General features: G+C 57.6%; 22 protein-coding genes. 8 read left to right on the forward strand and 14 right to left on the reverse strand.

Annotated features, from left to right (window positions below):
• The first annotated feature begins 31 nt into the window (after positions 1-31).
• Positions 32-349 carry a hypothetical protein gene (locus tag IEW09_RS15565; RefSeq protein WP_188555090.1) on the forward strand — a complete coding sequence of 106 codons (318 nt, stop codon included), beginning with the start codon at positions 32-34 and terminating at the stop codon, positions 347-349.
• Here the strand turns inward: IEW09_RS15565 and IEW09_RS15570 are convergent.
• From IEW09_RS15570 to IEW09_RS15595, 6 genes are read right to left on the reverse strand one after another with little or no spacing between them, the layout of a single operon-like run.
• Complete coding sequence (locus tag IEW09_RS15570) at positions 346-3,537, reverse strand: efflux RND transporter permease subunit (protein WP_188555091.1); 3,192 nt, start codon at positions 3,535-3,537, stop codon at positions 346-348. The genes IEW09_RS15565 and IEW09_RS15570 overlap by 4 nt on opposite strands.
• Complete coding sequence (locus IEW09_RS15575; RefSeq protein WP_188555092.1) at positions 3,534-4,826, reverse strand: efflux RND transporter periplasmic adaptor subunit; 1,293 nt, start codon at positions 4,824-4,826, stop codon at positions 3,534-3,536. Before IEW09_RS15575 ends, IEW09_RS15570 begins: the two co-directional genes overlap by 4 nt.
• A 4-nt stretch (positions 4,827-4,830) precedes the next feature.
• Positions 4,831-6,186 carry a TolC family protein gene (locus IEW09_RS15580; RefSeq protein WP_188555093.1) on the reverse strand — a complete coding sequence of 452 codons (1,356 nt, stop codon included), beginning with the start codon at positions 6,184-6,186 and terminating at the stop codon, positions 4,831-4,833.
• Positions 6,187-6,207: 21 nt separating this feature from the next.
• Complete coding sequence (locus IEW09_RS15585) at positions 6,208-7,263, reverse strand: YncE family protein (protein WP_188555094.1); 1,056 nt, start codon at positions 7,261-7,263, stop codon at positions 6,208-6,210.
• A gap of 59 nt (positions 7,264-7,322) precedes the next feature.
• Positions 7,323-8,738 (reverse strand): sensor histidine kinase, encoded by a 1,416-nt coding sequence (locus IEW09_RS15590; RefSeq protein ID WP_188555095.1) that lies wholly within the window; start codon positions 8,736-8,738, stop codon positions 7,323-7,325.
• A complete protein-coding gene (locus IEW09_RS15595; protein WP_188555096.1) occupies positions 8,735-9,424 on the reverse strand; it encodes a response regulator transcription factor in 690 nt (229 codons plus the stop codon). Before IEW09_RS15595 ends, IEW09_RS15590 begins: the two co-directional genes overlap by 4 nt.
• Before the next feature lie 181 nt (positions 9,425-9,605).
• On the opposite strand from IEW09_RS15595, the gene IEW09_RS15600 reads away from it, so the two are divergent.
• On the forward strand, positions 9,606-10,370 hold the full coding sequence (locus IEW09_RS15600) for a TIGR00266 family protein (protein ID WP_188555097.1): 765 nt from the start codon (positions 9,606-9,608) through the stop codon (positions 10,368-10,370).
• An 8-nt stretch (positions 10,371-10,378) separates the two neighbouring features.
• Here IEW09_RS15600 and IEW09_RS15605 read toward each other — a convergent pair whose 3' ends face one another.
• Entirely contained in the window at positions 10,379-10,816 is a 438-nt protein-coding gene (locus tag IEW09_RS15605) for a DoxX family membrane protein (protein ID WP_188555098.1), read from the reverse strand.
• 41 nt (positions 10,817-10,857) lie between these two features.
• On the opposite strand from IEW09_RS15605, the gene IEW09_RS15610 reads away from it, so the two are divergent.
• The 3 genes from IEW09_RS15610 to IEW09_RS15620 all read left to right on the forward strand — a co-directional run bounded on the left by IEW09_RS15610 (position 10,858) and on the right by IEW09_RS15620 (position 14,151).
• On the forward strand, positions 10,858-11,634 hold the full coding sequence (locus tag IEW09_RS15610) for an ABC transporter ATP-binding protein (protein WP_188555099.1): 777 nt from the start codon (positions 10,858-10,860) through the stop codon (positions 11,632-11,634).
• Between the two features lie 60 nt (positions 11,635-11,694).
• Positions 11,695-12,450: a hypothetical protein gene (locus IEW09_RS15615; RefSeq protein WP_188555100.1), complete on the forward strand. Its 756-nt coding sequence runs from the start codon at positions 11,695-11,697 to the stop codon at positions 12,448-12,450.
• A gap of 108 nt (positions 12,451-12,558) precedes the next feature.
• The gene (locus tag IEW09_RS15620; RefSeq protein WP_188555101.1) at positions 12,559-14,151 is read left to right on the forward strand and encodes a pyrrolo-quinoline quinone; all 1,593 of its coding nucleotides are present in this window, start codon (positions 12,559-12,561) and stop codon (positions 14,149-14,151) included.
• A 20-nt stretch (positions 14,152-14,171) separates the two neighbouring features.
• On the opposite strand, the gene IEW09_RS15625 is transcribed toward IEW09_RS15620, so the two are convergent.
• The 4 genes from IEW09_RS15625 to IEW09_RS15640 form a co-directional block, all read right to left on the reverse strand.
• Positions 14,172-14,921: a hypothetical protein gene (locus IEW09_RS15625; protein ID WP_229739360.1), complete on the reverse strand. Its 750-nt coding sequence runs from the start codon at positions 14,919-14,921 to the stop codon at positions 14,172-14,174.
• Between the two features lie 232 nt (positions 14,922-15,153).
• Entirely contained in the window at positions 15,154-16,263 is a 1,110-nt protein-coding gene (locus tag IEW09_RS15630; RefSeq protein WP_188555102.1) for a Gfo/Idh/MocA family protein, read from the reverse strand.
• A 140-nt stretch (positions 16,264-16,403) separates the two neighbouring features.
• Positions 16,404-18,071, reverse strand: coding sequence for a chaperonin GroEL (groL, locus tag IEW09_RS15635; RefSeq protein ID WP_188555103.1), 1,668 nt, complete (start codon positions 18,069-18,071; stop codon positions 16,404-16,406).
• 97 nt (positions 18,072-18,168) lie between these two features.
• Positions 18,169-18,468 carry a co-chaperone GroES gene (locus IEW09_RS15640; RefSeq protein WP_188555104.1) on the reverse strand — a complete coding sequence of 100 codons (300 nt, stop codon included), beginning with the start codon at positions 18,466-18,468 and terminating at the stop codon, positions 18,169-18,171.
• Positions 18,469-18,809: 341 nt separating this feature from the next.
• Between IEW09_RS15640 and IEW09_RS15645 the strand changes: the two genes are divergently transcribed.
• Positions 18,810-19,331, forward strand: coding sequence for an Ig-like domain-containing protein (locus IEW09_RS15645; RefSeq protein ID WP_188555105.1), 522 nt, complete (start codon positions 18,810-18,812; stop codon positions 19,329-19,331).
• A gap of 15 nt (positions 19,332-19,346) precedes the next feature.
• Positions 19,347-20,084: an SDR family NAD(P)-dependent oxidoreductase gene (locus IEW09_RS15650; RefSeq protein ID WP_188555106.1), complete on the forward strand. Its 738-nt coding sequence runs from the start codon at positions 19,347-19,349 to the stop codon at positions 20,082-20,084.
• Between the two features lie 51 nt (positions 20,085-20,135).
• On the opposite strand, the gene IEW09_RS15655 is transcribed toward IEW09_RS15650, so the two are convergent.
• The 3 genes from IEW09_RS15655 to IEW09_RS15665 form a co-directional block, all read right to left on the reverse strand.
• Positions 20,136-20,933: a tyrosine-protein phosphatase gene (locus tag IEW09_RS15655; protein WP_188555107.1), complete on the reverse strand. Its 798-nt coding sequence runs from the start codon at positions 20,931-20,933 to the stop codon at positions 20,136-20,138.
• Between the two features lie 37 nt (positions 20,934-20,970).
• On the reverse strand, positions 20,971-21,669 hold the full coding sequence (gene purQ, locus IEW09_RS15660) for a phosphoribosylformylglycinamidine synthase subunit PurQ (protein ID WP_188555108.1): 699 nt from the start codon (positions 21,667-21,669) through the stop codon (positions 20,971-20,973).
• A gap of 63 nt (positions 21,670-21,732) precedes the next feature.
• Complete coding sequence (locus tag IEW09_RS15665; RefSeq protein ID WP_229739400.1) at positions 21,733-23,064, reverse strand: alpha-amylase family glycosyl hydrolase; 1,332 nt, start codon at positions 23,062-23,064, stop codon at positions 21,733-21,735.
• 136 nt (positions 23,065-23,200) lie between these two features.
• Here IEW09_RS15665 and IEW09_RS15670 point away from each other — a divergent pair, with 136 nt between their 5' ends.
• Positions 23,201-23,680 (forward strand): AI-2E family transporter, encoded by a 480-nt coding sequence (locus IEW09_RS15670; protein ID WP_188555110.1) that lies wholly within the window; start codon positions 23,201-23,203, stop codon positions 23,678-23,680.
• Positions 23,681-23,683 lie beyond the last annotated feature (3 nt).

The following is a 23,683-nucleotide window of genomic DNA, read 5'->3' on the forward strand; positions in this document are numbered from 1 at the left end:
GGGCGAGGATGGGATGTTAAGCTGAAGATCGATGAGGTTGAAGATTGCAGCGATTCGTTCGGGCACAGACCCGGTGGGCAAGTTGCCTGAGGCCGCGTTTCACCGCTGGCTTGATAGTCCCTTGCATTGTCCGAAGTGCGATGTGACGTACAACATGGTCGTCGATTGGGATCAGGCCGCCGACCGCTGGTTCAGCGAAAGTTCGCGTCCGCTGATTACGCTGTTGCGAAAGGCTGTATTTATGGGGCACAGCACCGACCATCGCGTGACGCACTTCGAGACGGAAGGCGTTATCGTGAAGAGCTTCGTAGAGTCGGTGAGCAGTGAGCCTCCGATAAAACTTCCCTAAGCCTCGACGGGCGCTTCAGTCTTTCGTCTGCTGGTGAGGTAGTAGTAGACGACCGGCGTAACGATGAGGCTGAGGAGGATCGATAGCAAAAGGCCGCCGATGACGGCGATGGCGAGCGGCTGGAGCATCTGCGAGCCGGAGCCGAGAGCGAAGGCCAGCGGTAACATTCCACAGATAGCGGCGATGGCGGTCATGATGATGGGACGGAGTCGTCGCTGTGCGGCGTGCAGCATCGCATCGCGCGCACCGACGCCAGCCGAGCGAGCCTTTTCATCGGCGTCGAGCAGGAGGATTCCGTTCTTCGCGACGATACCGATGACCATGATGAGGCCCATGAAGCTGGCGACGTTGAAGTCGGTGCCAGTGATGAGCAAGGCGACGACGACGCCGGTGATGGACAGTATGGAGCTGGTGAGGATGGCGATGGGAGCTGAGAAGTTGCGGAACTCTGCCAGCAACACACCGAAGACGAGGGCAAGCGCGAGGATGAGCACGCGTGCGAGATCGGCGAAGGACTTCTGCTGCTCCTGATAGGTGCCACCGTATTCGACGCGGACGCTGGAGGGGATGTTGAGATTGGCTACGGCTTGTTTGACCTGCACCATAGCGCCGCCGAGGTTAGAGCCTTCGAGGCGTCCGCTGACGGTGACGAGCTGTTGCAGGTTTTCGCGAAGGATTTCATTTTGTGGCGGCAACGCTTCGACCTTTGCCATGGAGCCGAGTGTTGCCGTGTGGCCACTGCTGCTGTTGAAGACCGTGTTCTGAATGGCGTCGAGCGAGGCCCGATTCGCATCGGGAAGACGGACACGAATGGTGTAAGGGCGGCCGTTAAGGATGAGGGGATCGTTGGTGGGCAGGCCATCGAGGATGGAAGTCGCGTCTTCGGCTACCTCGGTTGGGGTGAAGCCGAGGCGACCGGCGACGACGGGATCAATCTGAAAGCTGGTAGCGGGACCGCTGATGGTATTGTCGATGCCGTTCTGAATATCGACCACACCGGGAATCTTTCCGATCGCGTCGGCCACGCGCGGCGCCAGCTCTTGAAGAAGCTTCGTGTCTGGGGAGAATAGCTTAATCTGTATCGGCTCGGGCGAGTTGGAGAGATCGCCGATCATGTCTTGAAGCACCTGGGTGAACTCTACGTCTAGCTGAGGAACATCTGTCTTGATCTGCTGGCGAACATCGGCCATGATCTCGTCGATGCCGCGAGAGCGGTTTGGCTTGAGGCGGACGGTGAAGTCTCCTGTGTTTGCCTCGGTCACAGCGGCAAGGCCCATCTGCAGGCCTGTGCGTCGAGAGGTGATCTCAACCTCGGGCGTGTTGTGCAGAATCTGCTCGACGTGCAGCAGGACGCGGTTGGTCTCTGCGAGCGAGCTGCCCGCGGGCATGAGGTAATCGAGGACGAAGGCACCCTCATCCATGGCAGGAAGCAGGTCGGAGCCCAATGCGTTGTAGCTGAAGTACGCTCCGACGACGAGCAGGACGCAGATGCCGGCGAGTGCAAGCGGACGGGCCAGCGCCCAGGTGAGAGTTCGTTCGTGAACGTGGAAGACGCGGCGCATGATGCGGCCGTTCTCTTCGTGGCTCTCTGCTGCCACAGCGGTGGGTTCCCCGGACTCTTCCGAAAATGCTGTCAGTTCGGTTGAGGACGTGGTCCTTTTGGATTTGTGGAGCAGTGCAAGTGCGAGTGCCGGTGTCCATGTCAATGCAAGTGCGAGTGAGGTTAGCAGAGCAGCGGTCATGGTCGCAGCGAGTGCACGGAAGAAGCTGCCTGTAACGCCGGTGACGGAGATGAGCGGCAGAAAGACGACGACCGGCGTAATGGTGGAGAAGACCAGAGGTGTTGAGAGTTCGTGGAGTGCCTTTCGGACTGCCTCGATACGCGATTCGCCGGAATCACGATGCACCACGATGCCTTCGATGACTACGATGGCGTCGTCGATGACCAGACCGATGGCAGCGGCGAGGCCGCCGAGCGTCATCAGGTTGAAGCTCTCTCCGATTGTCCAGAGAAAAAGAATTGTAACCGCTACGGTAACAGGAATGACTAGCCCGGCGATCAGCGAAGAGGTCCAGTCGCGAAGGAAGAGGAAGAGGACGACGCAGGCGAGAAACAGGCCGATGAGAATAGCGTCGCGAACGCTGGCGATGCTCTCGCGAACAAGCTCAGACTGGTCGTAGAAGGGCTCAAGCCTGACTCCGGGTGGCAGCTTTGTTCGCAACGAGGCAACCTGATCCGCGACGGCATTGGCTACGGCTACAGTGTTGCTGAGGGGCTGACGAGCGATGTTGAGCAATACGGAAGGCTGGCCATTCGCCGTGACCATCGTATAGACGGGCATCGTGGAAGGCTCGACCGTCGCGACATCGGCGACGCGCACGGGGGTGCCTGAAGGGGTCGTCTTGACTACGAGGTTTCCTAGTTCGGCGGCGCTATGCGCCTGTGCACCAATGAGTCCGAGGACAAGCTGGTGGTTTGCCTCATAAAGACCGGGGGAGTCGATGATGTTCGACGCCTGTACGGCATTGACCAGATCCAGCAGTGTGACATTGGCAGTCTGCAACCGGGCCAGATTGGGGATGATGTGAAACTCCGGGACCTGTCCTCCCTGAACCGTAACGGTGCTGACTCCGTTGACGCGGTTCAGCGGCGGTTTGAGATCGTAGGTGGCAATCTCCCATAGGCGGGTCTGCGAGACGGTGTCTTTGCCGCGGTCGTCGGCGGTGAGCGCGTAGCCGAGAATTGGGAATGTAGCGAAGGTGAGACGGTTGGTGGTGATATGGGCGGTTGCGGGAAGCTCCTGCTGCACTTTGGCCAACGCGGCATCGGTGAGTTGGAGCGTGCGGTACATATCGACGTTCCAGTCGAAGAAGAGACTGATCTCCGCCGATCCGCGGCTGGTGGTGCTCCGCACAGTCTGTAAGCCGGGGACGCTGTTGATGGCGTCTTCAATGGGCTTGGTGATGGTGACCTGCATCTGTTCGACCGGCATAACGCCGTTGTCGATGCCGATGACGACACGCGGAAAATTCGTGTCGGGAAATACCGAAATCGGCACCTGAAAGGCGGCGTAGATTCCGGCGAAGGTCAGCAGGACAAGCGAAAAGAAGATTGCCTTGGCCGAGCGGGAGAGCCAGAAAGATGACTCGGCCTGAACATCGGAAAGATGGGAGGCAGAAGCGCTCATTTGTCGTCTGCATCCTTTCCAGCATTCGGCTTGTCCTCGGGCGCAGTGCCAATCTTTACCTTAGTGCCATCGTCGAGCGCATAGGCTCCGGTTGTAATCACCATGCCCGAGGCTGAGACGCCATCAAGTATCTGCGCGCTCTCCGATGTCTGAATGCCCAACGTGACTGTTCGCTTATGGGCGACGCCATCCGGCCCGATGACCATGACGAACTTCGACGAGTTATCCTGCGTCGTTTGAATTGCATCTGCCGGAACGATCAGAGCATTCGTTGCTGTTCTTCCGGTAATGGTCGTATGCACGGGGGTCCCGGCCCTGAACAAGCCCTTCGGGTTTTCGAGCCGCAGCCAGACTTCAACTGTCGTGCTGCCTGGATCGAGCGCGGGACTGATCAGCGATACTTTTGCGGGAACAGGATCTGCGACACCGGGGATAGTGACCGTAGCTGCTGCGCCCAACGAGAGTTGCTGCGCCTGCATCTGCGAGATGTGCAACTTTGCGAGCAGGGCAGAGGTATCCATGACTGTGATCACTGGAGTTCCAGCGGCCGCGGTCTCTCCTGCAAATAGAGGACGATCGGTGACTACGCCGCTGATGGGGCTACGGATCTCGGTGTAGCTTAACTGCGCTTCAGCACCGAGATATTTACCCTTGGCAGAGGCTAGCTGTCCCTGCGCGCTTTGCAAGGCGGCTTTGCCGGCTACCTGTTCGATGGCGTCGAGACTCTGCTTTGCGATGTCATATGCCGCCTGCGCTTGCACCAGTGCTGCCTTTGCGGTATCGAGATCGCGACCAGGGATGGCGCCTTGCGCGAAGAGCTGCGAACGCGCACTGACGATGCTCTGGTTCAGGTTGAGATTTGCTTTGGCCTGTGCGAGGTCGGTCTGTGCCTTGATGAGATTTGCAGGAACCTGCGCGCGCGTCTCAGTTGCATAGGCGCCTTGCGCGGCGGTGTAGGCTCCCTTGTTGTCGAGCGCGGCGGCCTGCAGGTCGTTATTTTCGAGGGTAACCAGAAGTTGTCCGGCTTTAACGTGAGCCCCGCGCTGGACGTAAAACTTCTTGACTGGTGCAGTAACTTTGGGCGAGATGGCAGCCTGTGCCAGCGGTGCCAGCGTGGCGTCGGCGGTGATCTGTTCTGAGATGCTCCCCGGTGTTGGATGGACCGCCTTGACGTACACCTCCGACGTGGGTGCCACCTCCTGCTTGTTGCAGCCAAGAGGAAGAAGAATGGCGACGATGAAGAATGCAAGCGCAGGAAGTGCGGATCGTGTGAGCGGAGTGGGCTTCATGGTGTTAGATCGTTCCTGTCAGAAGCTGGAGATTGGCAAGCGCCATATGGTAACGGGTGAGGCCATCTTCACGAGCAAGCTCCGCTGTGGCGAGCGAGTTTTCCGCATCGACAACCTCAAGCACGCTGGACTCCCCGGCAGTGTAGCGGAGGCGAGTGAGTCGCAGGCTCTCGGCCGCGGTCTTGACGCTGAGATCCAGAGATTCGAGCTGATCTCTTGCTGTTGCAGCTTCGGAGTAGAACTCGTCGAGCTGTGCGATTAGCTGGCGCTGGGTTGAGGTCAATGCAACGCGAGCGGCGTCTCGCATGATCTCGCTCTGCTTGACCTTATGCTGCGTCGAAAACCAATCCCATACTGGAATATCGAAAGTAGCGCTTGCCGAGTAGCCCAGGTTGCGAATGCCCTCCGGGTTCTTAGCGGCAAACTGTGCCGCGTCGATGCCGTAGGAATAGTTGAGCGCAAGATCGGGCAGATAAGCGGAACGAGCGGCGGTCACAGCCAAATCGCTCTGGTGAAGCGAGGCTAGAGCGCTCTGCAGCTCAGGGTTGTGATGAGCTGCCGCAGCTTCCACATCGGAGCGGGCAGGCAACGCTGGTGGTGCTGGATCTGTTGCCACCGTGTAGGGCGAGCGCGGGTCGGGAAAAAGCAAGACGCCGAGATCGAGCCGGGCCTTCTGGGCCAGCACAATGGCATCGGCCAGATCACGGTTGCGCTGTTGTTGTTGCAGTTGTGCTTTGACGACATCGGCGTGGGCGCTCTCGCGAGCGGACTCTCGCTGCTGGGTGAGCGTAACAAAGCTGTCAGCTTCGGCTGCAGCGCGTTTGGCGACGGTGACTTTATTCTCGGCAGCAAGTGAGGAATAAAAGAGACCGACGACGGTGGATACCAGTCCCCGGCGCGCGATCTCGAGGTTTGCCGCAGCGAGAGCGGCTGCAGCCGAGGCCTGGGACGCAGCCACGAACTGTTGCACGCCAATGGTCTCGCTTACGACTCCCTGGCTGGTGTACTCGTGTACTGCGTTGTTTGCGATAAAACGCGGCGATGCCGGTGTGCCGGGAGTGCTGCCGGCTGTGAGAGTACCGGTTCCTTGGGTGTAGAGATATTGATTGTGATAAGTGACACTCGGGAGCAAGGCCGAACGTGCGATCGATCGGTCAAGCTTGCTGACTCCACTTGCGGCCACAGCCGCGGCAAAGCCAGGCTCGTTTGCCTTCGCGCGGCTGATGGCTTCGTCCAGTGTGATCGTTGGAGCCGATGAGCTGGCAGGTGGAACGGTCTGCACCTGCTGCGCCGAAGCGGTAGCAGGTGCAGATGCCAGACAGATGCAGATCAAAGCTGTTTCAACTGCACGAATACGCATAAGAATCAGAAGAAGACCTCGCTACCGTCCTACGACGAGTACTGTGAAGCTGCCTGGAACAACGGCAGGGCGAGGGCGGGGATTATCCGCAGTCGCAGCCGGTCGTGGTCCAAACTCTGCCGTCACAAGATAGATGCGGCCTGTTCCAGAATCAAAGGACATCGTACGCGCGCCCTTTTGCGTGGCGAGATTCTGCAGTACCGGATAGGTATCTTTGCTCGCGTCGACGATCGTCAGCGTGCCGTCGCCATTCGATGAGAAGGTAAGCTTGTGTGCCGCGTCGTATGCTGCGGCGTCCGGGCCGTCCCCAATGGCAGGGTTCGCGAGCGTCTTGCCTGTATTGGCATCGGTCACGGCCATTGTCTTTCCATCGCAAACGGAGAAGAGCCGCCGCCCGGCCTTGTCGATCGCCAGGCCAGATGGGGATTCGCAGTTTGTCAGGGGCCACGTTGCGGTCAGCGTCTTTGTGTTTGCATCGAGCCGCACAATTGAGTTCTTGCTCTCGATGTTGTCGAAGACGACACCCTTCCCGTCGGCTACAGGAAACTCGGGCTTGCCGGGAAGCGCAATGGTTGCGACGACTTTCTGGGTTGCCGTATCGATGACGGAGACGTTGCTGCTACGGCCATTGAAGGCCCATACCGTTTTCGTAACCGGTTCGAATACGATTCCGTCAGGATTCGTTCCGACTGGAATGGATGTTACCTTTTGCAGGCTGGCGCGATCGAAGACGACCACCGTTCCGGCGCGGCCGTCGCTGATATAGCCATACTTGCCTATGCCGTCGAATGCGACTCCATGAATGCCCTGTAAATCCTGGATACTGCCGACGACCTTTCCGGTGCGCGTATCGAGAACCTCAACACGGGTTCCGTGCGTTACATAGAGACGGTGCGCGCCGGCATCAGTGGCCAGATAGTCCCAACCGCCCTCGCCGCCAATCGTCCATTTGCTCTGAACGCGATAAGGCTTCTGCGCAATTGCGGTCATTGGTGCCAGAAGGACGCAGGTAAAGGATGTGGCCAGCGCAACCTTTCCTAAACTTTCAAAGATGCGGTTAACACTTCTCGATGTCATAGAAGCTCCAGGAGCTCGGCAGGATCATCTGCCGGCGTGTTTACTATCGCAGCCCTACCTTAAGTAACGATGAAGGTACTGACAGGGAAGTGAACAGTGACAGTAGTACCACGGCCCAATTCACTGACAATGTCGATATTACCGTGCGCCCTGATGGTGATGGCTTTGCAGATGGCTAGGCCGAGCCCGGTGCCGCCCGTTTTGCGGCTACGCGAGGGATCGCTGCGGTAGAAGCGGTCGAAAACATGCGGCAGCATCTCCGGTTCAATACCGCTACCGTCATCTTCTACGCGAATATCCACACTATGGCGTCGAGTCTGCACGACGGCGCGTACTTCCGATCCCTCCGTGCTGTGTTGTAACGCATTCAAGATCAGGTTGGAGCACAGAAGCTGCAATTGCTCCGCAGCCACGTCTACTACAACAGCGTCGTCGCCGTCGATTGAGATGTGCATGCCTTTTTCCTGCGCTACCGTTGCGAGCTGTTCTCCTGCCGCGTAGACGCAATCGAGCAATTTCGTCGCATGGGAGACACTCTTTGACTCCTCCTGGCTCTCAACTCTCGCGAGCGTCAGCATCTTGGCGACGATCTCCTCCATTCGTTCGCAGTCAGCCTGGCAGCGTTCGAGCCCAGCCTCGTACTCCATCGCTGTTCTGTGCCGCATGGTCAGCAATTGCACCGAAGACTTTGCCACGGCAACGGCGGTCTTCAACTCATGGGCGGCATCGCTGACGAACTGATGCTGCTGTTGGAAGGAGCGCTTTAAGCCATGGAGAACCGTCTCCAGCGCGCCCGTAAGCGGGGCCAGTTCTTTGATTCCTCTTGCCTGTTCGGAGGGCGCGAACTCCCAGGAGTCTACCGATACTGTTGCTGCCGCAGCAGCGAGTTGACGCAGAGGCTCCAGGCCGCGATTGAGCAGCCAGAACATCAGCACGCCGCTGATCGCCAGCAGCAACAGGCTTGCCATTGCGTAGAACTCTACTGCATCTGTGATGACATCCCACACATGTTCTGTCTCTGACCCATAGATGACGGTAACGTGTCGCGGGATGCCGCCGCCCTTATCGCCGGGATCGACGATTCGTACACCATGTACCCGAATGGCGCGATAGTGTCTTCCGTTGATCTTTGCCCTGAAGATGCCGTCATCGTTCATATTCGGCGCGACGTCTCCCGAACCTCGCCAATTGCTGGAGCGTCCCAGAACTCGGCCGTTCGCATCGGTGACCTCATAGATGTCCCTGCTCGGAAGACTTCGCTCTGTCCCATCGAGCATCACATTGTCTCCCGCGTCTTCTGCATCCTGCACCGCGCCAAGCAGAGAGTACGCTCTTCCGCGCAGCATGATGTCGAATGCATGGAACTGCGTGTGTCGCTCGTAGGCCAGTGCGAGTCCGGTGATCGCCATTGCAGACAGCAATTCCACCAACAACACTGCGATCACCAGCCTTCGCGTCAGCGAATAGGGCCTCATTGGCTCTCCTGTCGGTCCATTACCATGCGATAGCCGCGCCCGCGAAGCGTCTCGATGCTTGGCTGTTGTGATGCTGCGTCCAGCTTGCGGCGCAAATTCGACACATGCGCCTCAATCACGTTGGAGTGGTGCTCCCAGTTGTAGTCGTACAGATGCTCTAACAACTCGCGCTTCGACACGATGACTCGAGGGCGATGAATCAGATACTCGAGGATGCGGTACTCCATCGGCGAAAGCTCTACTGCCTTGCCGGAGCGATACACCGTCTGCTCGACCGTATTCAGTTCGAGGTCGGCCAGTCGAAGCACTGGGCTGGCGACTCCTTTGCCGCGCCGGATCAGCGCTTTGGCGCGCGCGATTAACTCTCCCAGATCGAACGGCTTGCTTAGATAGTCATCGGCGCCCGCATTCAGAAGCTCGACGATCGAGGTGGCCTCCCCCTTTGCCGTCAGAATCAACACCGAGGTCCGGTCACCCTTCGTGCGAATCTTCTTCAATAGGCTGAGCCCATCCAGCTTTGGCAGCATCAGGTCCAGCACGATCAGGTCATAGCATTGGTTGCCCGCAAGATCCAGTCCGATTAAGCCGTCTTCGGCGTAATCGACCGCGAACCCCGGCCCATCGCGTAGTGCGGTGGCCACATTTTCCGCCAGCCGCCTCTCATCCTCTATTAACAAAACTCGCATGCGAGCATCATTCCACCATCGCAAACTTAAGCAAAGCTGAAGCTCCCGATGTAACTCTGTACACCGAACTTCATCTCACCAAACAGGGAACCGCTCCGTCTTAGTCTTCGTACACATATAAAGTGTTCGTGGCCAGTCCACGAGACGCGATAGACTCGATACGCCGTAGCACAGGAGCCCCATGCAGAATCGCATCCTCGGCACCACCATGCCAGTCCTTGAGTTTTCACTAGGCCCCAACGACGCCATCATCTCCGAGGCCGGCGAACTCTCCTGGATGTCCGCCTCCATCCAGATGACGACCCATACTCAGCACGCTGGCGGTGGCGGATTCTTCGGTGCCATTCGCCGTGTCGCTGGCGGCGGCTCGCTCTTTATGACCGAATATCGCGCTATCGGGGCAACGGGTGAGATCGCCTTTGCTACTCGCGTCCCTGGCCATATCCTTCCGGTTGAGGTCGCAGCAGGGCATGAATACATGGTCCATCGCCACGGCTTCCTCTGCGCTACATCGCAGATCGAACTTGGCGTCGGCTTTCAGCAATCGCTAGGCGCAGGAATCTTCGGCGGCGATGGCTTTTTGCTACAAAGAATCAGCGGGCAGGGGACGGCATGGCTCGAACTTTCGGGCGAAGTCATCCTCAAGGAGCTTGCTGTAGGAGAGACCATTCGAGTGCATCCTGGCCATGTTGGCGCGTTCCAGTCGTCGGTCGGTTTTCAGATTCAGCGAGTCCCCGGCATCAAAAATATGATCTTCGGTGGCGACGGCGTCTTTCTCGCCGCTCTCACCGGTCCTGGCAAAATTTGGCTGCAGACACTGCCTATCTCCAAGCTCGCCCATCAGCTTATGGAGTACATGCCAGCCCAGCGCGGAGAACAGGCCACAGAAGGCGGCGTTGTCGGTGGTATCGTCGGCTCCATTCTCGGTGGAATGGGCAATCGCTAAATGGTCAGTTAGGACGCTTGCTTATTACCTCGTGCCATCCAGGCATCCACCGACCATCCGTTATATTGCAGTAAAAGCAGGAGCACGAAGTACACCAGCGCGTAGGTCAATTGCAGCCCTGCCGCTGGCCAGTCCTGTACCAGCGCGGAACCGAACGTCAGCACCATGATCAGCAGGCTTCCCGCAACCAGCGTGGCTCTCGTCCGCAGGCCGATCAGCAGCAACAATCCGAGAAGTGCCTCAATCGCAGGCAGCACCATGCCGAACGACCATATGCTCCACACCGGTAGTGGGGCGTGCGCGAACTGGCCTACGAGCTTCGACGCAAACACTCCCGGCCCAATCAGCATGCGGCTGATGCCATGCATCAGCAGGTTCAACCCCACCACAATTCGTAGCAAGGCATACGCCAATTGTTGATCGCCGTTCTCCAATGCAGCTTCCATCATTCCTCCATCGTGCAAAAACATCTATCCTTAAAGATAAGATGCCACCTTTTCTTGAACTGACACACGTTAACGTAGCGCGCGGCAACAACATGGTGCTCCACGACATCAACCTCAGCGTCAACACGGGGGAGCACATCGCCATCCTCGGCCCCAACGGCTGCGGCAAGTCCACCCTCATCAAGACCATCACCTGTGAGTGTTATCCCATTGTTCAGCCCGAGACCGGCGTCAATATCTTCGGGCGCAGCCGCTGGGATCTGACCGAGCTGAAGAAGCGGCTCGGTGTCGTCTCCGCCGAGCTCCCCGGCAAGCCCACGCTGCACACCACCGGCCGCGATGCTGTTCTTACCGGCTTTTTTTCGAGCAGCACTCTTTGGCCCAACCTTACTGTTACCGCCGCTATGCGTGAACGTGCTGATGAGGTGCTCGAACAGATCGACGCTGTCAATCTCGTCAACAAGCCTGTAGGCGAGATGTCCGCAGGCCAGCAGCGCCGCATCATGATTGGCCGCGCCCTTGTCGGTTCTTCGCAGATGCTTCTTCTCGACGAACCCTCCAATGCGCTCGATATCAGCGCCCAGCGCGAGCTTCGCAACCTTCTTCGCAAGCTGGCACAGCAGGGAACCGGCATTCTTCTTATCACGCACCATATCGCCGACATCATTCCCGAGATTGATCGCATCCTTCTGTTGCGTGATGGCCGCATCATCGGAGACGGCCCCAAATCCAAGCTGCTCACCGCGCCAACGCTCAGCGATCTCTTTCAGACAGAAGTTGAGCTTACGCAAAGAGACGGTTTCCACCACGCGTGGTAAACAGCATCTCATTGATTTGTTATGCTTACCGCACGAAAAGCGCTGTGATGGAGGTATCGGTTGAACCAGAACAGAGGAAGCGGAGCAGCCCACGCTTTTGCTGCACTGATGCTCATTCTTGCAGTGGGCATCGTGCATGCGCAGACAATGGTCAACCGGGTCTCCTTCACCGGCACGGTAGGGCAGAGCCGAATCGGCATGACGCTGCTAATTAATACTGCGGGAAGTGTCGTTGGTGGCCACTACTTCTACGCAAAGTATCTTAAAGACATTCCTCTCAAAGCTGGCACGCAAGGCTCGGGGATCATTCTCTTTGAACCGGAGGGCGGCCAGTTCGCGCTGCGGTTTAAAGGCAATGGCAGCGAGGCAGGCAAGCCGCTCAACTTCGAGAACAGCGTCGGCATGGAAGGCCGATGGATGAAGAACGATAGTTCTTATCCGGTCTCTCTGCAGATGGAGCAAAGCTCGCAGGCTCCCACGAACGCTCGTTGGTATCAGGACGTCACCAGCGAAAGCGATGCAGCCTTCGAGGCCCGCGTGCAGAATTTCTACAAGGCTGTCCTCGTCGGGGACCGTGCCGCTGCTGCCCGCTACGTCGATTTTCCTCTGCGCATCAATCGCAATGGCAAAAGCCGCATGGTCAACACCGCAGCCTTGCTATCCGCCCAGTGGAATCAGATCTTCACCCCTGCATGCGTTGATGCGTTCAAGGCTGGCATACCGCATGACCTGTTTGTTCGCAACGGACAGGCTATGCTCGGGGACGGCGTAGCCTGGTTTGGCCCCAAAGGCGCGCAGGCGATTAATATTCCCTGATAAATCAATCAGGTTTAGGTATGTAGTAAACTATACAAATAGTAGCGGCACGACTATTTTCAGCTTGGCTCATGGAATCGGCAGTCTTCTGTGAAATGCGAGGTGACGATGAGACTGGTCGGATGCAAAATGCTCAACAGTTGCTGCGTCGTTGCGGTCTTTGCTCTTGGACTGGCTGCGAAGGCACAGATGACGACGGCGCAGTATGACAATGCGCGCACGGGCGCAAACCTGAACGAAACCAAGCTGACGCCGCGAAACGTCAATTCGCAACAGTTTGGAAAGCTCTTCACGCTGAAGGTGGACGGAGATATCTACACGCAGCCGCTCTTCCTTGCAGGCGTGGAGATTCCGGGGAAGGGAAGGCACGATGTCGTGTTCGTCGCGACGGAGCACGACAGCGTGTACGCGTTCGATGCCTACGGCAAGCCCTCTACGCCGCTATGGCAGGTATCTTTTCTGAAAGATGAAGAGACCACCATTCCGATGAGTGATGTTGCATGTCCTTTCATCGCGCCTGAGGTGGGGATCACATCGACTCCAGTGATCGATGCGAAGACTGGAACGCTCTACGTTCTTGCCCGAACGAAGCAGGGGCACGTCTTCGTCGGCAATGTGTACCATCAGCGACTCCACGCTCTTGCCGTTACCACCGGGGCGGAGAAGTTTGGCGGCCCGGTGGAGATACGAGCCACTGCACATGGAACCGGAACCGGCAGCTCGGATGGCACGGTGAAGTTTGAGCCTTTGCGAGAGAATCCTCGGGCTGCTTTGCTGCTCGCAAATAACACCGTATATCTCTCCTGGGCGTCTTCCTGCGATGTCGGGCCTTATCACGGTTGGGTGATGGCATATGGGGCTCAGAGCCTGAAGCAAAAAGCTACCTTCATTACTTCACCGGATGCCGATGACAGCGGCATCTGGGCGAGCGATACCGGACCGGCTGCTGATAAGGAGGGCAACGTTTTCGTCGCGACCGGTAACGGAAAGTTCGATGCCGCGAAGGGTGGCCGCGATTATGGGGACACTCTTTTGAAGCTGAACTTTAATGTCAGCAGCGCCAGGCCTGCCGACTATTTTGCTCCGTTCAACGTGGATGAGTTGGATGCGAACGATGGCGACCTGGGTTCAGGCGGCCCGATGCTTTTGCCCGATCAGTCCGGTCCGCATCTGCATCTTGCCGTTGTCGGCGGTAAGGCTCCACTGATCTATGTGGTGGACCGCGATCATATGGGGCACTACCAGCCAGGCAGCAACAGCCACGCTGTGCAGACCATTAAAACCGTCGGCGGTATCTATGGATCGATGGCATACTGGAATCACAACGTCTATGTGTTGAGCAGTGGCGATTCGTTGCGAGACTTCGCGGTCAAGGATGGGAAGCTTTCACTTAAAGGGGCCAGCAGCTTCCAGTTCGAAGACCACGCGGCCACGCCTACCGTCTCCGCCAATCGCGACAAGGACGGTATCGTATGGGTGATGAGTTCCAAGGGCTGGAATTCAGGAGACAGGACAGCGGTCCTTTATGCGGCGGACGCCTCGAACGTTGCCCATGAACTTTACAACAGCAATCAGAATGCCGCCCGCGACCGCGCTGGTGCCGCTCTCCGCTTCAATGTTCCCACTATTGTGAACGGCCACGTCTATGTCGGCGCAAAGCGAGAGGTGGATGTCTACGGTCTGCTTCCGGGGAAGCGGTAAAGCGTCTTTTACATATCAAGCTATGGACGGGTTAGCCTTGCAGCATCGGCGAGGCTCAGGTGTTGCGGGACGATGTGGATCGCCGTGCGGGTCGTTTCCTGGTCGCGGGTGATGCTTTTCAGAAGAAGGATGCGAGCGTCGACGTGGACGCTGATGTGCACGCTCTTCCAGTTCTGCGGATCCACCTGCGCCCGTTCCAACTCGAAGTGACCTCCACTATTTACCTTGCCCAGCAAGCCGAATCCGAACTCAACCGGCTGTGTGATTCTGGCTTCGAGCTTGCATAGCCGGTCTTCAGGCTCTTTGATGGAGACTGTGCCTTCGAGTACATGGATGACGCGCTCTTCGTAAGTTGAAGGTTGAAAGGCAGGGTTGGGTCGAAATGAAAATCGAGTGCACGCGTTCTCTTCGCCAGCAGACGAGATGAGAAACGCCTTGGGCAAAATTTCGAGCAGTTGGGTTGCTTTTACCTCGTCGTCGTAGTGGTTTGCATTCAGCTTGCGGAAGGCTTCGGGGTGGGCAACGATGCCTTCGATGCGCTGCTCCTCCGCCTGCGTCTGCGCAGGGGTCAAAGACCGTCCATCTACCGACAGTAGACGTCGCAACACGCCGTCGTCGGTCTCTACTGCTTTTTCCTTCCAGAGATGACCGCCCGTCCTGCTGGAGCGTTCCTCCGAGATATACGTGAAATGGTGCTCCTGTGCCCGTGCAGCCTTTTCATTCGCGGCCATCTGTACCACGACATGATCCTGCTGGGCTCTTGCCGGCATGGATGCCAGAGCAAAGCCAGCGATACCGAGGGCAGCCCAGGGAACACAGTGCAACATTAAACGGGATACGTAATATCTTTGAAATTCGGGTATGGATACACCTCTTGACTACACACTTCCATGATCAAGTGAGTTGCTTAAGACATCCTTAAGAAACGATCACACGATGTTGCGAATCCAATCGCCTTGGATGAGTTCAGTATGCCAGAAGAGAATCCCGAGCGCAGCGAGCTTATAGCGCCACAACCCCCGCCGCCTTGTAGATCCGCTGCATGCACTCCATGTCCCGCAGCCCTTCTTCGCCCGGAGTCTTCGGTGTCTTATTTTGCAGGATGCACTCGGTAAAGTGATCCGACTCCCGCGTGAACTGCTTCGGATCGGGTTCCGTGTTCGGCTCATCCAGCACCGTCGCCGGAGAACCCTTCACGCCATCGTGATAGTTCGCCTGCAACCGCAGGCCCTCGTAGCCGAACGAACCCACCTCCAGCCATCCCTTCGACCCATACACGCGATAGTAGCTGCGCATGCCCGCGCCATAGGTCGTGCAGCAGCTGGCCAGGATGCCCGAAGGAAACTTCGTCGTCCAGGTTGTATTCTCTTCCACCGTATCGAAGCGTCCGTCGTGGTCGATGGTTGAAACCGATGCGGTAAAGCTCTCCGGCTCCTCGCCTGTCAAATACCGCGTCGCGTTCAGCGAATAGATGCCGACATCCATCAGCGGGCCGCCGCCGCTTAGCGCCTTGTTTAATCTCCATTCGCCCAGGGTTTCGTAGAAGCCGTTGGCGCTTTCGATCACCTGCACCTTGCCCAGCGCTCCCTGCCGAATGAGGTCAATTGCCCGCAGATTGGTCGGCTCATAGTGGAGACGGTAGGCGATCATCAATTTCACATTCGCTGCCTTGCAGGCTGCGATCATGTCTCGCGCATCGCTCACGCTGGTGCACATCGGCTTCTCGCAGAGCACATGCTTGCCCGCCTTTGCTGACCGGATGGTGTACTCCGCGTGCATACTGTTCGGCAGCGCGACGTAGACCGCATCGATGCTCTTGTTGTCGCGCATCCGGTCCATGTCCTCGTAGCTGTAGATTGAGCTTTTGGGTACGCCAAGCCGAGCCGCAAACTTCTCTGCCTTGTCGCGGTGCCCGCTCACCAGTCCGGTAATCTTCGATGCCGAAGAGCCCTGCACTCCGCCGATGAAGTGGTTTGCAATTCTCCCCAGGCCAATCACACAATAACCGATCTGCCGCTCGCCGCCCTGCGCCTCTACGTTTGCCGAAGGCAAAATTTGCGCCGCTAATCCCATTGCACCTAGCTTAGAAAACTCCCGCCGTGAAAGACTCATCGACACTCTCCCTAACGCAAACTTTCTGCTAAACAGATTTAGAGAATCCTACACGCTTTCTTCCAATTTGAGATGAAGCCAAATAGCGAAGGCCCCGGATCGCTCCGGGGCCTTCGCTGTTACAACAGTTGCAGCAGCTTTTAGTACATGCCGTCCATGCCGCCGCCGTGTCCGCCGCCCGCAGGAGCTTCCTTCTTCTCAGGAATATCCGCGATCATGGCTTCGGTGGTCAGCATCAAGCCAGCGATAGAAGCCGCATTCTGCAGGGCAGTGCGCGTCACCTTCGTAGGATCGATGACGCCGGCCTTCACCAGGTCCTCGTAGGCGCCCGTTCCGGCGTTGTAGCCGTAGTTGTGCTCCTTCGATTCGTGGATCTTGCCGATCACCACAGCGCCCTCTTCGCCTGCATTGGAGACGATCATGCGCAATGGCTCTTCGATGGCGCGGCGAATGATCGATGCACCGATCTTCTCGTCGCCTTCGAGGCTCTTGATGACATCCTCGACAGCCTTGGTGCAGCGAATCAACGCCACGCCGCCGCCCGGGACGATGCCTTCTTCGACCGCAGCGCGGGTTGCATGCATCGCATCCTCAACGCGGGCCTTCTTTTCCTTCATCTCGGTCTCGGTAGCCGCGCCAACCTTGATGACGGCAACGCCGCCAACCAGCTTGGCCAACCGCTCCTGCAGCTTCTCGCGGTCGTAGTCCGAGGTGGTCTTCTCGATCTGGGCGCGAATCTCCTTCACGCGGCCCTCGAGCTTGGCACCATCTCCGCCGCCATCGACGATGGTGGTGTTGTCCTTGTCGATGGTGACGCGCTTGGCGGTGCCGAGATCTTCGATCTTGACGCCCTCAAGCTTGATGCCGAGGTCCTCGGTGATGGCCTTGCCGCCGGTCAGGACTGCGATGTCCTCAAGCATGGCCTTGCGGCGATCGCCAAAGCCAGGAGCCTTGACCGCAGCCACGTTCAGCGTGCCGCGCAGCTTGTTGACCACGAGGGTTGCGAGCGCCTCACCGTCCACGTCCTCAGCAATGATGACGAGCGGCTTGGCGGTGCGGGCAATCTGCTCCAACAGGGGCAGCAGGTCCTTCATCGACGAGATCTTCTTCTCGTAGATCAGAATGTAAGGGTTCTCGAGCGAGACTTCCATGCGCTCTGCATCGGTGACGAAGTAGGGCGAGAGGTAGCCGCGATCGAACTGCATGCCTTCCACGGTCTCGAGCTGCGTCTCCATCGTGCGCGACTCTTCGACGGTGATGACGCCATCCTTGCCCACGGTCTTCATCGCGGCGGCGATGATCTCGCCGATCTGCGAATCAGAGTTGGCCGAGATCGTTCCGACCTGGGCAATCATGTCGCCCGAAACCGGCTTCGACAGCTTGCTCAGAGCGCCGCCCTGGGGAACGCCGTTCTCATCGCGCTTGCCGATGATGGCCTCAACAGCCTTGTCGATGCCGCGCTTCAGCGCCATCGGGTTCGCACCGGCAGCAACTGTCTTGACGCCCTCGCGGTAGATGGCCTGGGCCAGAACCGTGGCGGTCGTGGTGCCGTCGCCGGCAACGTCCGAGGTCTTCGAAGCCACTTCGCGGACCATCTGCGCGCCCATGTTCTCGAGCGAATCCTTCAGCTCGATCTCCTTGGCCACGGTAACGCCGTCCTTGGTGATCGTCGGCGAACCGAACTTCTTCTCGATGACGACATTGCGGCCCTTGGGACCGAGGGTCACCTTCACCGCGTCGGCCAGAATGTTGACGCCGCGCAGGATCGCCTGACGTGAATCTTCTCCATGCAGAATCTGTTTTGCCATTGTGTTGCTCCTATTTTGGTCAGCGACCAATCAAGTTTTAATGAGGCGTGCGAAACGCCGATTAGGCGGCGAAGCCGCGGTATACAGCACGAAGTGCTTACTTCTTGAGGATGCCGAGGACTTCTTCTTCGCGCATGATCAGAAACTCTTCGCCGTCCAGCTTGATCTCCGTGCCCGAGTACTTGCCGAACAGGATGCTGTCGCCAGCCTTCACGTCGAGCGGGAACACCTTGCCCTCATCGTTCGACTTGCCCTTGCCGACGGAGATGACTTCGCCCTGCTGTGGCTTCTCTTTTGCGGAGTCCGGAATGATGATGCCGCCACGAATGCTTTCGCCCTCTTCGACGCGGCGGACCAGGATACGGTCGTGCAGCGGTGTAAATGATGACTTCGACATTGCTTACATCTCCTTGTTACGAAATTGGTTGCGAGCGTTATTGCGAGCCGGTTGTGATTTTGCAGACGGGGTCTACCGTCCGCAGTGCAATCGCATGAGTCACTGAAAGCTTTCCAGAGAAACTCATGAAAAATTGGTTGGAGCTGGCCGTTGCAAGAGCGAGAGACGCTCGTTAGCACTCAAGCCTTCCGATTGCTAACGATAGGCCAGTGCCCCCATCGCTGTCAACTCGCTTACGTGAAATGTGAGTTAAAGACACTCAAGGCTCGTGACGCCTTTTCCTGTTTTGAGGGATTCATGGGGGATTCACGGTTCAGCCTGCAACGTCGTAGAATAGCGCCATGTCGTCACGCCGCACGGTTTGCTCTTTTTTCGTTCTTGCCGCATGTATCGCGCTCCTTGCCTCTACTCAGGCCTTTGGCCAGTATCGTGGCCGCAAATACAAGGCGCCTCCACCGACCTCGCACATCGAGGTTCAGGTGACCAAGAAATATAACGGTAAGCCTATTCCCAACGCGGGCGTGGTCTTTAATCCTTCGAAAGACGGCAAGGATTTGGGAAGTCTTGAGGTCAAGACCGATCCGGACGGCAAGGCCGTCATTGATGTCATCCCTACCGGCAGCACTGTCCGTGTACAAGTTATCGCCGATGGCTTTGCCACCTATGGACAGGACTTTCTGATCGATCAACCGACCAAAGTGATTGATATCTCCATGCTGCGCCCCCAGGCGCAGGTCTCGGCCTATGAGGATAACGACGGGAAACTTTCACAGCGCAAGCCTGGTGTTCAGGAACCGATCCGTCCCACGCAGCCAACCCAGCAGACAGCTCCTGCACAGAGCTCTCCTGCACCCCAGTTCTAGCCGGTGACTGTCCCCATGGCAGATCGGGAGAGGCCGCTTGCGGGCAAGACGGTAGTTGTTACTGGTGCCGCCAAGCGCATTGGACGTGCCATTGCGCTTGCTCTTGCCGAGAGCGGAGCGAACGTCGCGATTACCTATCTCGCCTCGCAGCTTGAGGCAGAGGCTACCGTGCAGGCGATTGCGGGCTACGACGTCGATGCCTTTGCTGTCCGCTGCGATCTCCGCGATCCCGAGAGTATCGAGCAAGCTGTGATCTCGGTGATTGAAGAGTTTGGGCAGCTTGATGTGCTCGTCAATAATGCTGGCCTATTTGCCTCCGAAGCGCTGGAGAAGATCTCGGTCGAGCAATGGGACGGAATGTTCGCCACCAACACGCGCGCGCCCTTTCTTATGGCGAAAGCGGCGCATTCTCATCTGCGTGCGGTGAAGGGCCGCATCATCAATATCGGTTCTCTTGGAGGACTGCACCCCTGGGCCACTCACGCCCATTACTGCACCTCAAAGGCCGCCTTGCACATGCTCTCGAAGACCATGGCCAAGGCCTGGGCTCCCGAGATCAGCGTAAACTGTATCGCTCCGGGCATGATTGTTGAGGGAGAGGTCGATGAGGCCTACGAGCATTTTGCTCGCAAGACTCCGATGCAGCGCAATGGCACTGCTCAAGACGTGGCGGCTGCCGCCCGGTTTTTCGCTACAGCTCCGCACTTCATCACCGGTCAACTGATAGCGGTAGATGGCGGGTTAGGGCTTTAGCGGTAATGTTTTACTGCAATAAATTCATGTAAATAATTGAATTAATGTTGTTTATTTGAATCTATCTGCAAAGCGCTGCCACCAGCTTTGATCTTTGTACTCTTCGTAAAGATTAAGCGGTTCGAGCTGGGATGGCATGGGCTTACCCATAAAAGCAGCCAGAGGGTTGGAGTTGCAGAGCAGATGGGCGTAGTCCGGCCCATATTTCTTTGCGACGATATCGAATGCCTCGCGCATTAGCGGAGGACGGGAGCCGGTGTTGTGAGCATCGGTGGCCAGGAAATGTACCCAATGGTTGGCCAATAGCTCGTGAGCCATCTTCTCGGCGCGCTTGCCCATGCGTCCAACCACAGAGCCTGCGGTGACCTGAATCAGCAGACCGCCGCGCAGCCACTCCAGGAGTCGCGACTGGTCGTTCTGTAGGGTTCGATTGCGCTCCGGATGCGTCAGGATAGGCGTCATGCCCGCAATCTGCATCTGGTAGAAGACTTCGGTCAGGCCTGTGGGCAGGCCGTAGTCGGGAAGCTCTACCAGCAGATAGCCGAGCCCATTGATGCTGTACCGGGCAGGCTCAGCTTGGGCTTGCTCGATATTGTCGAACGATAGGTGGAAGTCGCATCCTCGGCCCAACTTCAGGGCAATGTCTTCCTTATCCAAGAGCCCTTGCAGCTCCGCGATTTGGGCAGCAACGCCTTCGGGATCATAGTCATACTCCGCATTGGCATGGGGAGAACAGACAACATGCGTAATTCCATCTGCTGCTGCCATTCTGGCCATGGCCAGCGAAGTTTCGACGCTGGTAGCACCATCGTCGAGGCCCCACAGAAGGTGATGGTGGATATCGATCATCGCAGCTAGGTTACCATTGTGCCTCGATTCGAGGTCACTATTGTGCGGCCGCCAGTGACTGGGCCATCGACTGGAAGAGCAGCAACCCGTCTGCCGAGCCCAGCAGCGCTTCGCTCGACCGGTCGGGATGCGGCATCATGCCCAGAACGTTGCGGCCTTCGCTCAGAATGCCGGCGATGTTCTCGAGTGACCCGTTGGGATTGGCCGCAGCGGTAATCTCACCCTCAGCTGTGGCGTAGCGGAAGGCGATGCGGTCCTGTTGTTTGAGTGTTGCCAGCGTCTCGGCGTCGCAGAAGTAGTTGCCTTCCATATGGCCGATGGGCATCTGTAGCACCTGGCCCTTGGCAAGCCCATGTGTAAAGGGAGAATCAGCGGTCTCGGTGCGCAGATAGGTCTGTTTGCAGATGTAATTCTGGCTGGCGTTGCGCATCAGCGCTCCGGGCAGAAGACCAGCCTCGCACAGGATCTGGAAGCCGTTGCAGATGCCCATGACCAGGCCGCCGTTGCGCGCAAAGCGGCTTACCGCCTGCATCACCGGGGCAAAACGGGCGATCGCGCCCGTGCGCAGGTAGTCGCCATAGGCAAAGCCGCCGGGCACAAGAATGGCATCGCAACCCTGAAGGTCTTCAGAGGCGTGCCACAGGTATGTGACCGGTTGTTGGGCAAGTGCATCGACCACGTGATGCGTGTCGTGATCGCAGTTGGAGCCGGGGAAGACCAAAACGCCGAACTTCATAGGTTAAGGATAGCAGGCTGATTGCCAGTAAAGATAGCATCGTAGTTTGTTGTCGTTGATGGATTAGGCCGGAGCATAGATGGCAAAGCCGCGAGGCGGTGCAGCGAACTCGGCATTGCCGTCGCCATCGGTGGTGCGCTCGTCAGGATGCGCGGTGTCGTGGCCGTCCCAGGCGATGGGCGCGAACTTCCGTTTCTTCCACTGCGTCTTCACCGACGTTCCCGACCACTGATTGCCAAGGTTGTTGAGCACATAGATTAAGCCCGGTTGCTCGCCGCTGTCGTCCTTCCAACCGACGCGCTGCATAATGTACAGGTCAGGATCGGCATGTAGGATCTGGGAGTCGCCACCGGCATATTTCAGGTGCGCCTGTATTAGCGCATCGATGCCATTGGGTGTTCCCGGACGTGCTAGGCCATTGTTGTAGTAGTCGTACCAGAAGATGCAGGGATAGCCTTCGTGAACCATGATGAAGGAGTAGGCCATCATCTTGTCGTTGACGATGGCATTGTCGCCCATGTCGTGGTTATCGACAAACGTGACTGCGTGCATGGGGCGCTTCATCACCACGGCGCCGTCATCGGTCAGATTGCGCAGATCGTAGTTTGGAGTGTCGCAGACATCTTTCAACTTGTAACGCAAAGCGAAGTCGAATGCGGAAATCTGGTTGTCGGTAAGGGCGTTGACCTTGTCGATCCACGCATTGATGTCCTCGGCTCCAGACCAGTATTCTCCGACGACATAGGGCATGAACTCCTTGCCGTCCTTGACGTAGCGATATTTCGAGAGGATGCCGATCATCCACGCGCCGAAGCCTTTGACGAAGTCGAAGCGGAAGCCGTCGAAGCCCAACTCTTCGATCAGCATTCGCGCATAGTCAAACATCGCAGTGTAGACGAGGGGATTGCGGTGGCAAAGATGAGGGAAGCTAGCGTAGTTCTCTTCGTCGGGCATCATCACGCGCTCGTAGCGGCTGGGATGGAAGCAGTTCCAGTCACGGGGAAAGCGGCCGCTTTTGGGATTGAACTTTGTCCAGCGCTTCTGGCCGTCGAGAGGATTGATTTCCTCTTCGTCGGCGCCGGAGTTGTGGTTGATCACCATATCGGCATAAAGCCCGATGTCATGCTCATGTGCCTTTTTGATGAGCGCTTCGAGTTCGGCGCGGTTGCCAAAGAGGGTTTTCGTGCCGCCTTTTTGGTCGAAGTCGCCAAGGTCGAAGTAGTCATAAGGGTCGTAGCCCATCGAGAGATTACTGGATGCCTTGGAGACGGGCGGCAGCCACAGGGCGTTGATGCCAGCCTTTCCCAGGTCTTCGATCTTTTCAGAGAGGAAATTCCACCAATGGCCCTCTTTTTTCTCTTGCTTTGGGGCATCCCAATAGAAAGCCTGCATCATTACGGCCACGGTGTTACTCCTTCAAATTTTGTCGAAAAGGGAAGCCGCAAAAGAGAATGCTGCGCTCTTGTCCAGTGCGTCTGCGCTATAGTTCTGTTTCAACAGGTCTGATGCATCCTATGAGGACGAGGTTGGAATGGAGCCAGGGAACGGCAATCTGGGCACACACTTGAAGACGGCTGGTGGCGCGCTGGTGAACTGGTGGCGGGCCGCAACTCTGGATGCACTGATCGTCGGCGTGCTGTGGCTGATTGGGTTGGAGTTGATCCATGTGCCCTTTGCACCGCTGTGGGCGGTCTTGGGCGGTATGCTACAGATCATTCCTACCTTCGGCGGCATGATCGCTCTGATCGGGCCGGTGCTGGCCGTTGCTTTCAGCGGGCACGATGAGTGGCGACTGGGGCTGGTTCTGGGACTTTACGGTGTCATCGTCATTCTTGAAGGGCTTGTGATCGGCCCTTATGTTCTGCACCGGACGACGAAGGTTCCGTGGTGGGCGGCGTTTCTTGGGCCGATTGTGCTGGGAATCATTATCCCGTTCTGGGGAGTGTTACTTGCACCGCCGCTGCTTGCGATCGTCTTTGCCTTTCGCAAGCCGGCGGTGCCTGGTCGTTGAGGA

This window comes from Edaphobacter dinghuensis (genome assembly GCF_014640335.1).
GTDB classification, from domain to species: domain Bacteria; phylum Acidobacteriota; class Terriglobia; order Terriglobales; family Acidobacteriaceae; genus Edaphobacter; species Edaphobacter dinghuensis.

Bases quoted from the DNA above. Each gene is read 5' to 3' on its own strand.
- IEW09_RS15625 (WP_229739360.1), bottom strand. From the start codon at position 14,921: ATGCCGGCAAGAGCCCAGCAGGATCATGTCGTGGTACAGATGGCCGCG.
- IEW09_RS15565 (WP_188555090.1), top strand. From the start codon at position 32: ATGAGGTTGAAGATTGCAGCGATTCGTTCGGGCACAGACCCGGTGGGC.
- IEW09_RS15590 (WP_188555095.1), bottom strand. From the start codon at position 8,738: ATGAGGCCCTATTCGCTGACGCGAAGGCTGGTGATCGCAGTGTTGTTG.
- IEW09_RS15610 (WP_188555099.1), top strand. From the start codon at position 10,858: ATGCCACCTTTTCTTGAACTGACACACGTTAACGTAGCGCGCGGCAAC.
- IEW09_RS15580 (WP_188555093.1), bottom strand. From the start codon at position 6,186: ATGCGTATTCGTGCAGTTGAAACAGCTTTGATCTGCATCTGTCTGGCA.
- IEW09_RS15585 (WP_188555094.1), bottom strand. From the start codon at position 7,263: ATGACATCGAGAAGTGTTAACCGCATCTTTGAAAGTTTAGGAAAGGTT.
- IEW09_RS15655 (WP_188555107.1), bottom strand. From the start codon at position 20,933: ATGATCGATATCCACCATCACCTTCTGTGGGGCCTCGACGATGGTGCT.
- IEW09_RS15630 (WP_188555102.1), bottom strand. From the start codon at position 16,263: ATGAGTCTTTCACGGCGGGAGTTTTCTAAGCTAGGTGCAATGGGATTA.
- IEW09_RS15640 (WP_188555104.1), bottom strand. From the start codon at position 18,468: ATGTCGAAGTCATCATTTACACCGCTGCACGACCGTATCCTGGTCCGC.
- purQ (WP_188555108.1), bottom strand. From the start codon at position 21,669: ATGAAGTTCGGCGTTTTGGTCTTCCCCGGCTCCAACTGCGATCACGAC.
- IEW09_RS15600 (WP_188555097.1), top strand. From the start codon at position 9,606: ATGCAGAATCGCATCCTCGGCACCACCATGCCAGTCCTTGAGTTTTCA.
- IEW09_RS15665 (WP_229739400.1), bottom strand. From the start codon at position 23,064: ATGATGCAGGCTTTCTATTGGGATGCCCCAAAGCAAGAGAAAAAAGAG.
- IEW09_RS15575 (WP_188555092.1), bottom strand. From the start codon at position 4,826: ATGAAGCCCACTCCGCTCACACGATCCGCACTTCCTGCGCTTGCATTC.
- IEW09_RS15595 (WP_188555096.1), bottom strand. From the start codon at position 9,424: ATGCGAGTTTTGTTAATAGAGGATGAGAGGCGGCTGGCGGAAAATGTG.
- IEW09_RS15620 (WP_188555101.1), top strand. From the start codon at position 12,559: ATGAGACTGGTCGGATGCAAAATGCTCAACAGTTGCTGCGTCGTTGCG.
- IEW09_RS15570 (WP_188555091.1), bottom strand. From the start codon at position 3,537: ATGAGCGCTTCTGCCTCCCATCTTTCCGATGTTCAGGCCGAGTCATCT.
- IEW09_RS15645 (WP_188555105.1), top strand. From the start codon at position 18,810: ATGTCGTCACGCCGCACGGTTTGCTCTTTTTTCGTTCTTGCCGCATGT.
- groL (WP_188555103.1), bottom strand. From the start codon at position 18,071: ATGGCAAAACAGATTCTGCATGGAGAAGATTCACGTCAGGCGATCCTG.
- IEW09_RS15605 (WP_188555098.1), bottom strand. From the start codon at position 10,816: ATGGAAGCTGCATTGGAGAACGGCGATCAACAATTGGCGTATGCCTTG.
- IEW09_RS15670 (WP_188555110.1), top strand. From the start codon at position 23,201: ATGGAGCCAGGGAACGGCAATCTGGGCACACACTTGAAGACGGCTGGT.
- IEW09_RS15650 (WP_188555106.1), top strand. From the start codon at position 19,347: ATGGCAGATCGGGAGAGGCCGCTTGCGGGCAAGACGGTAGTTGTTACT.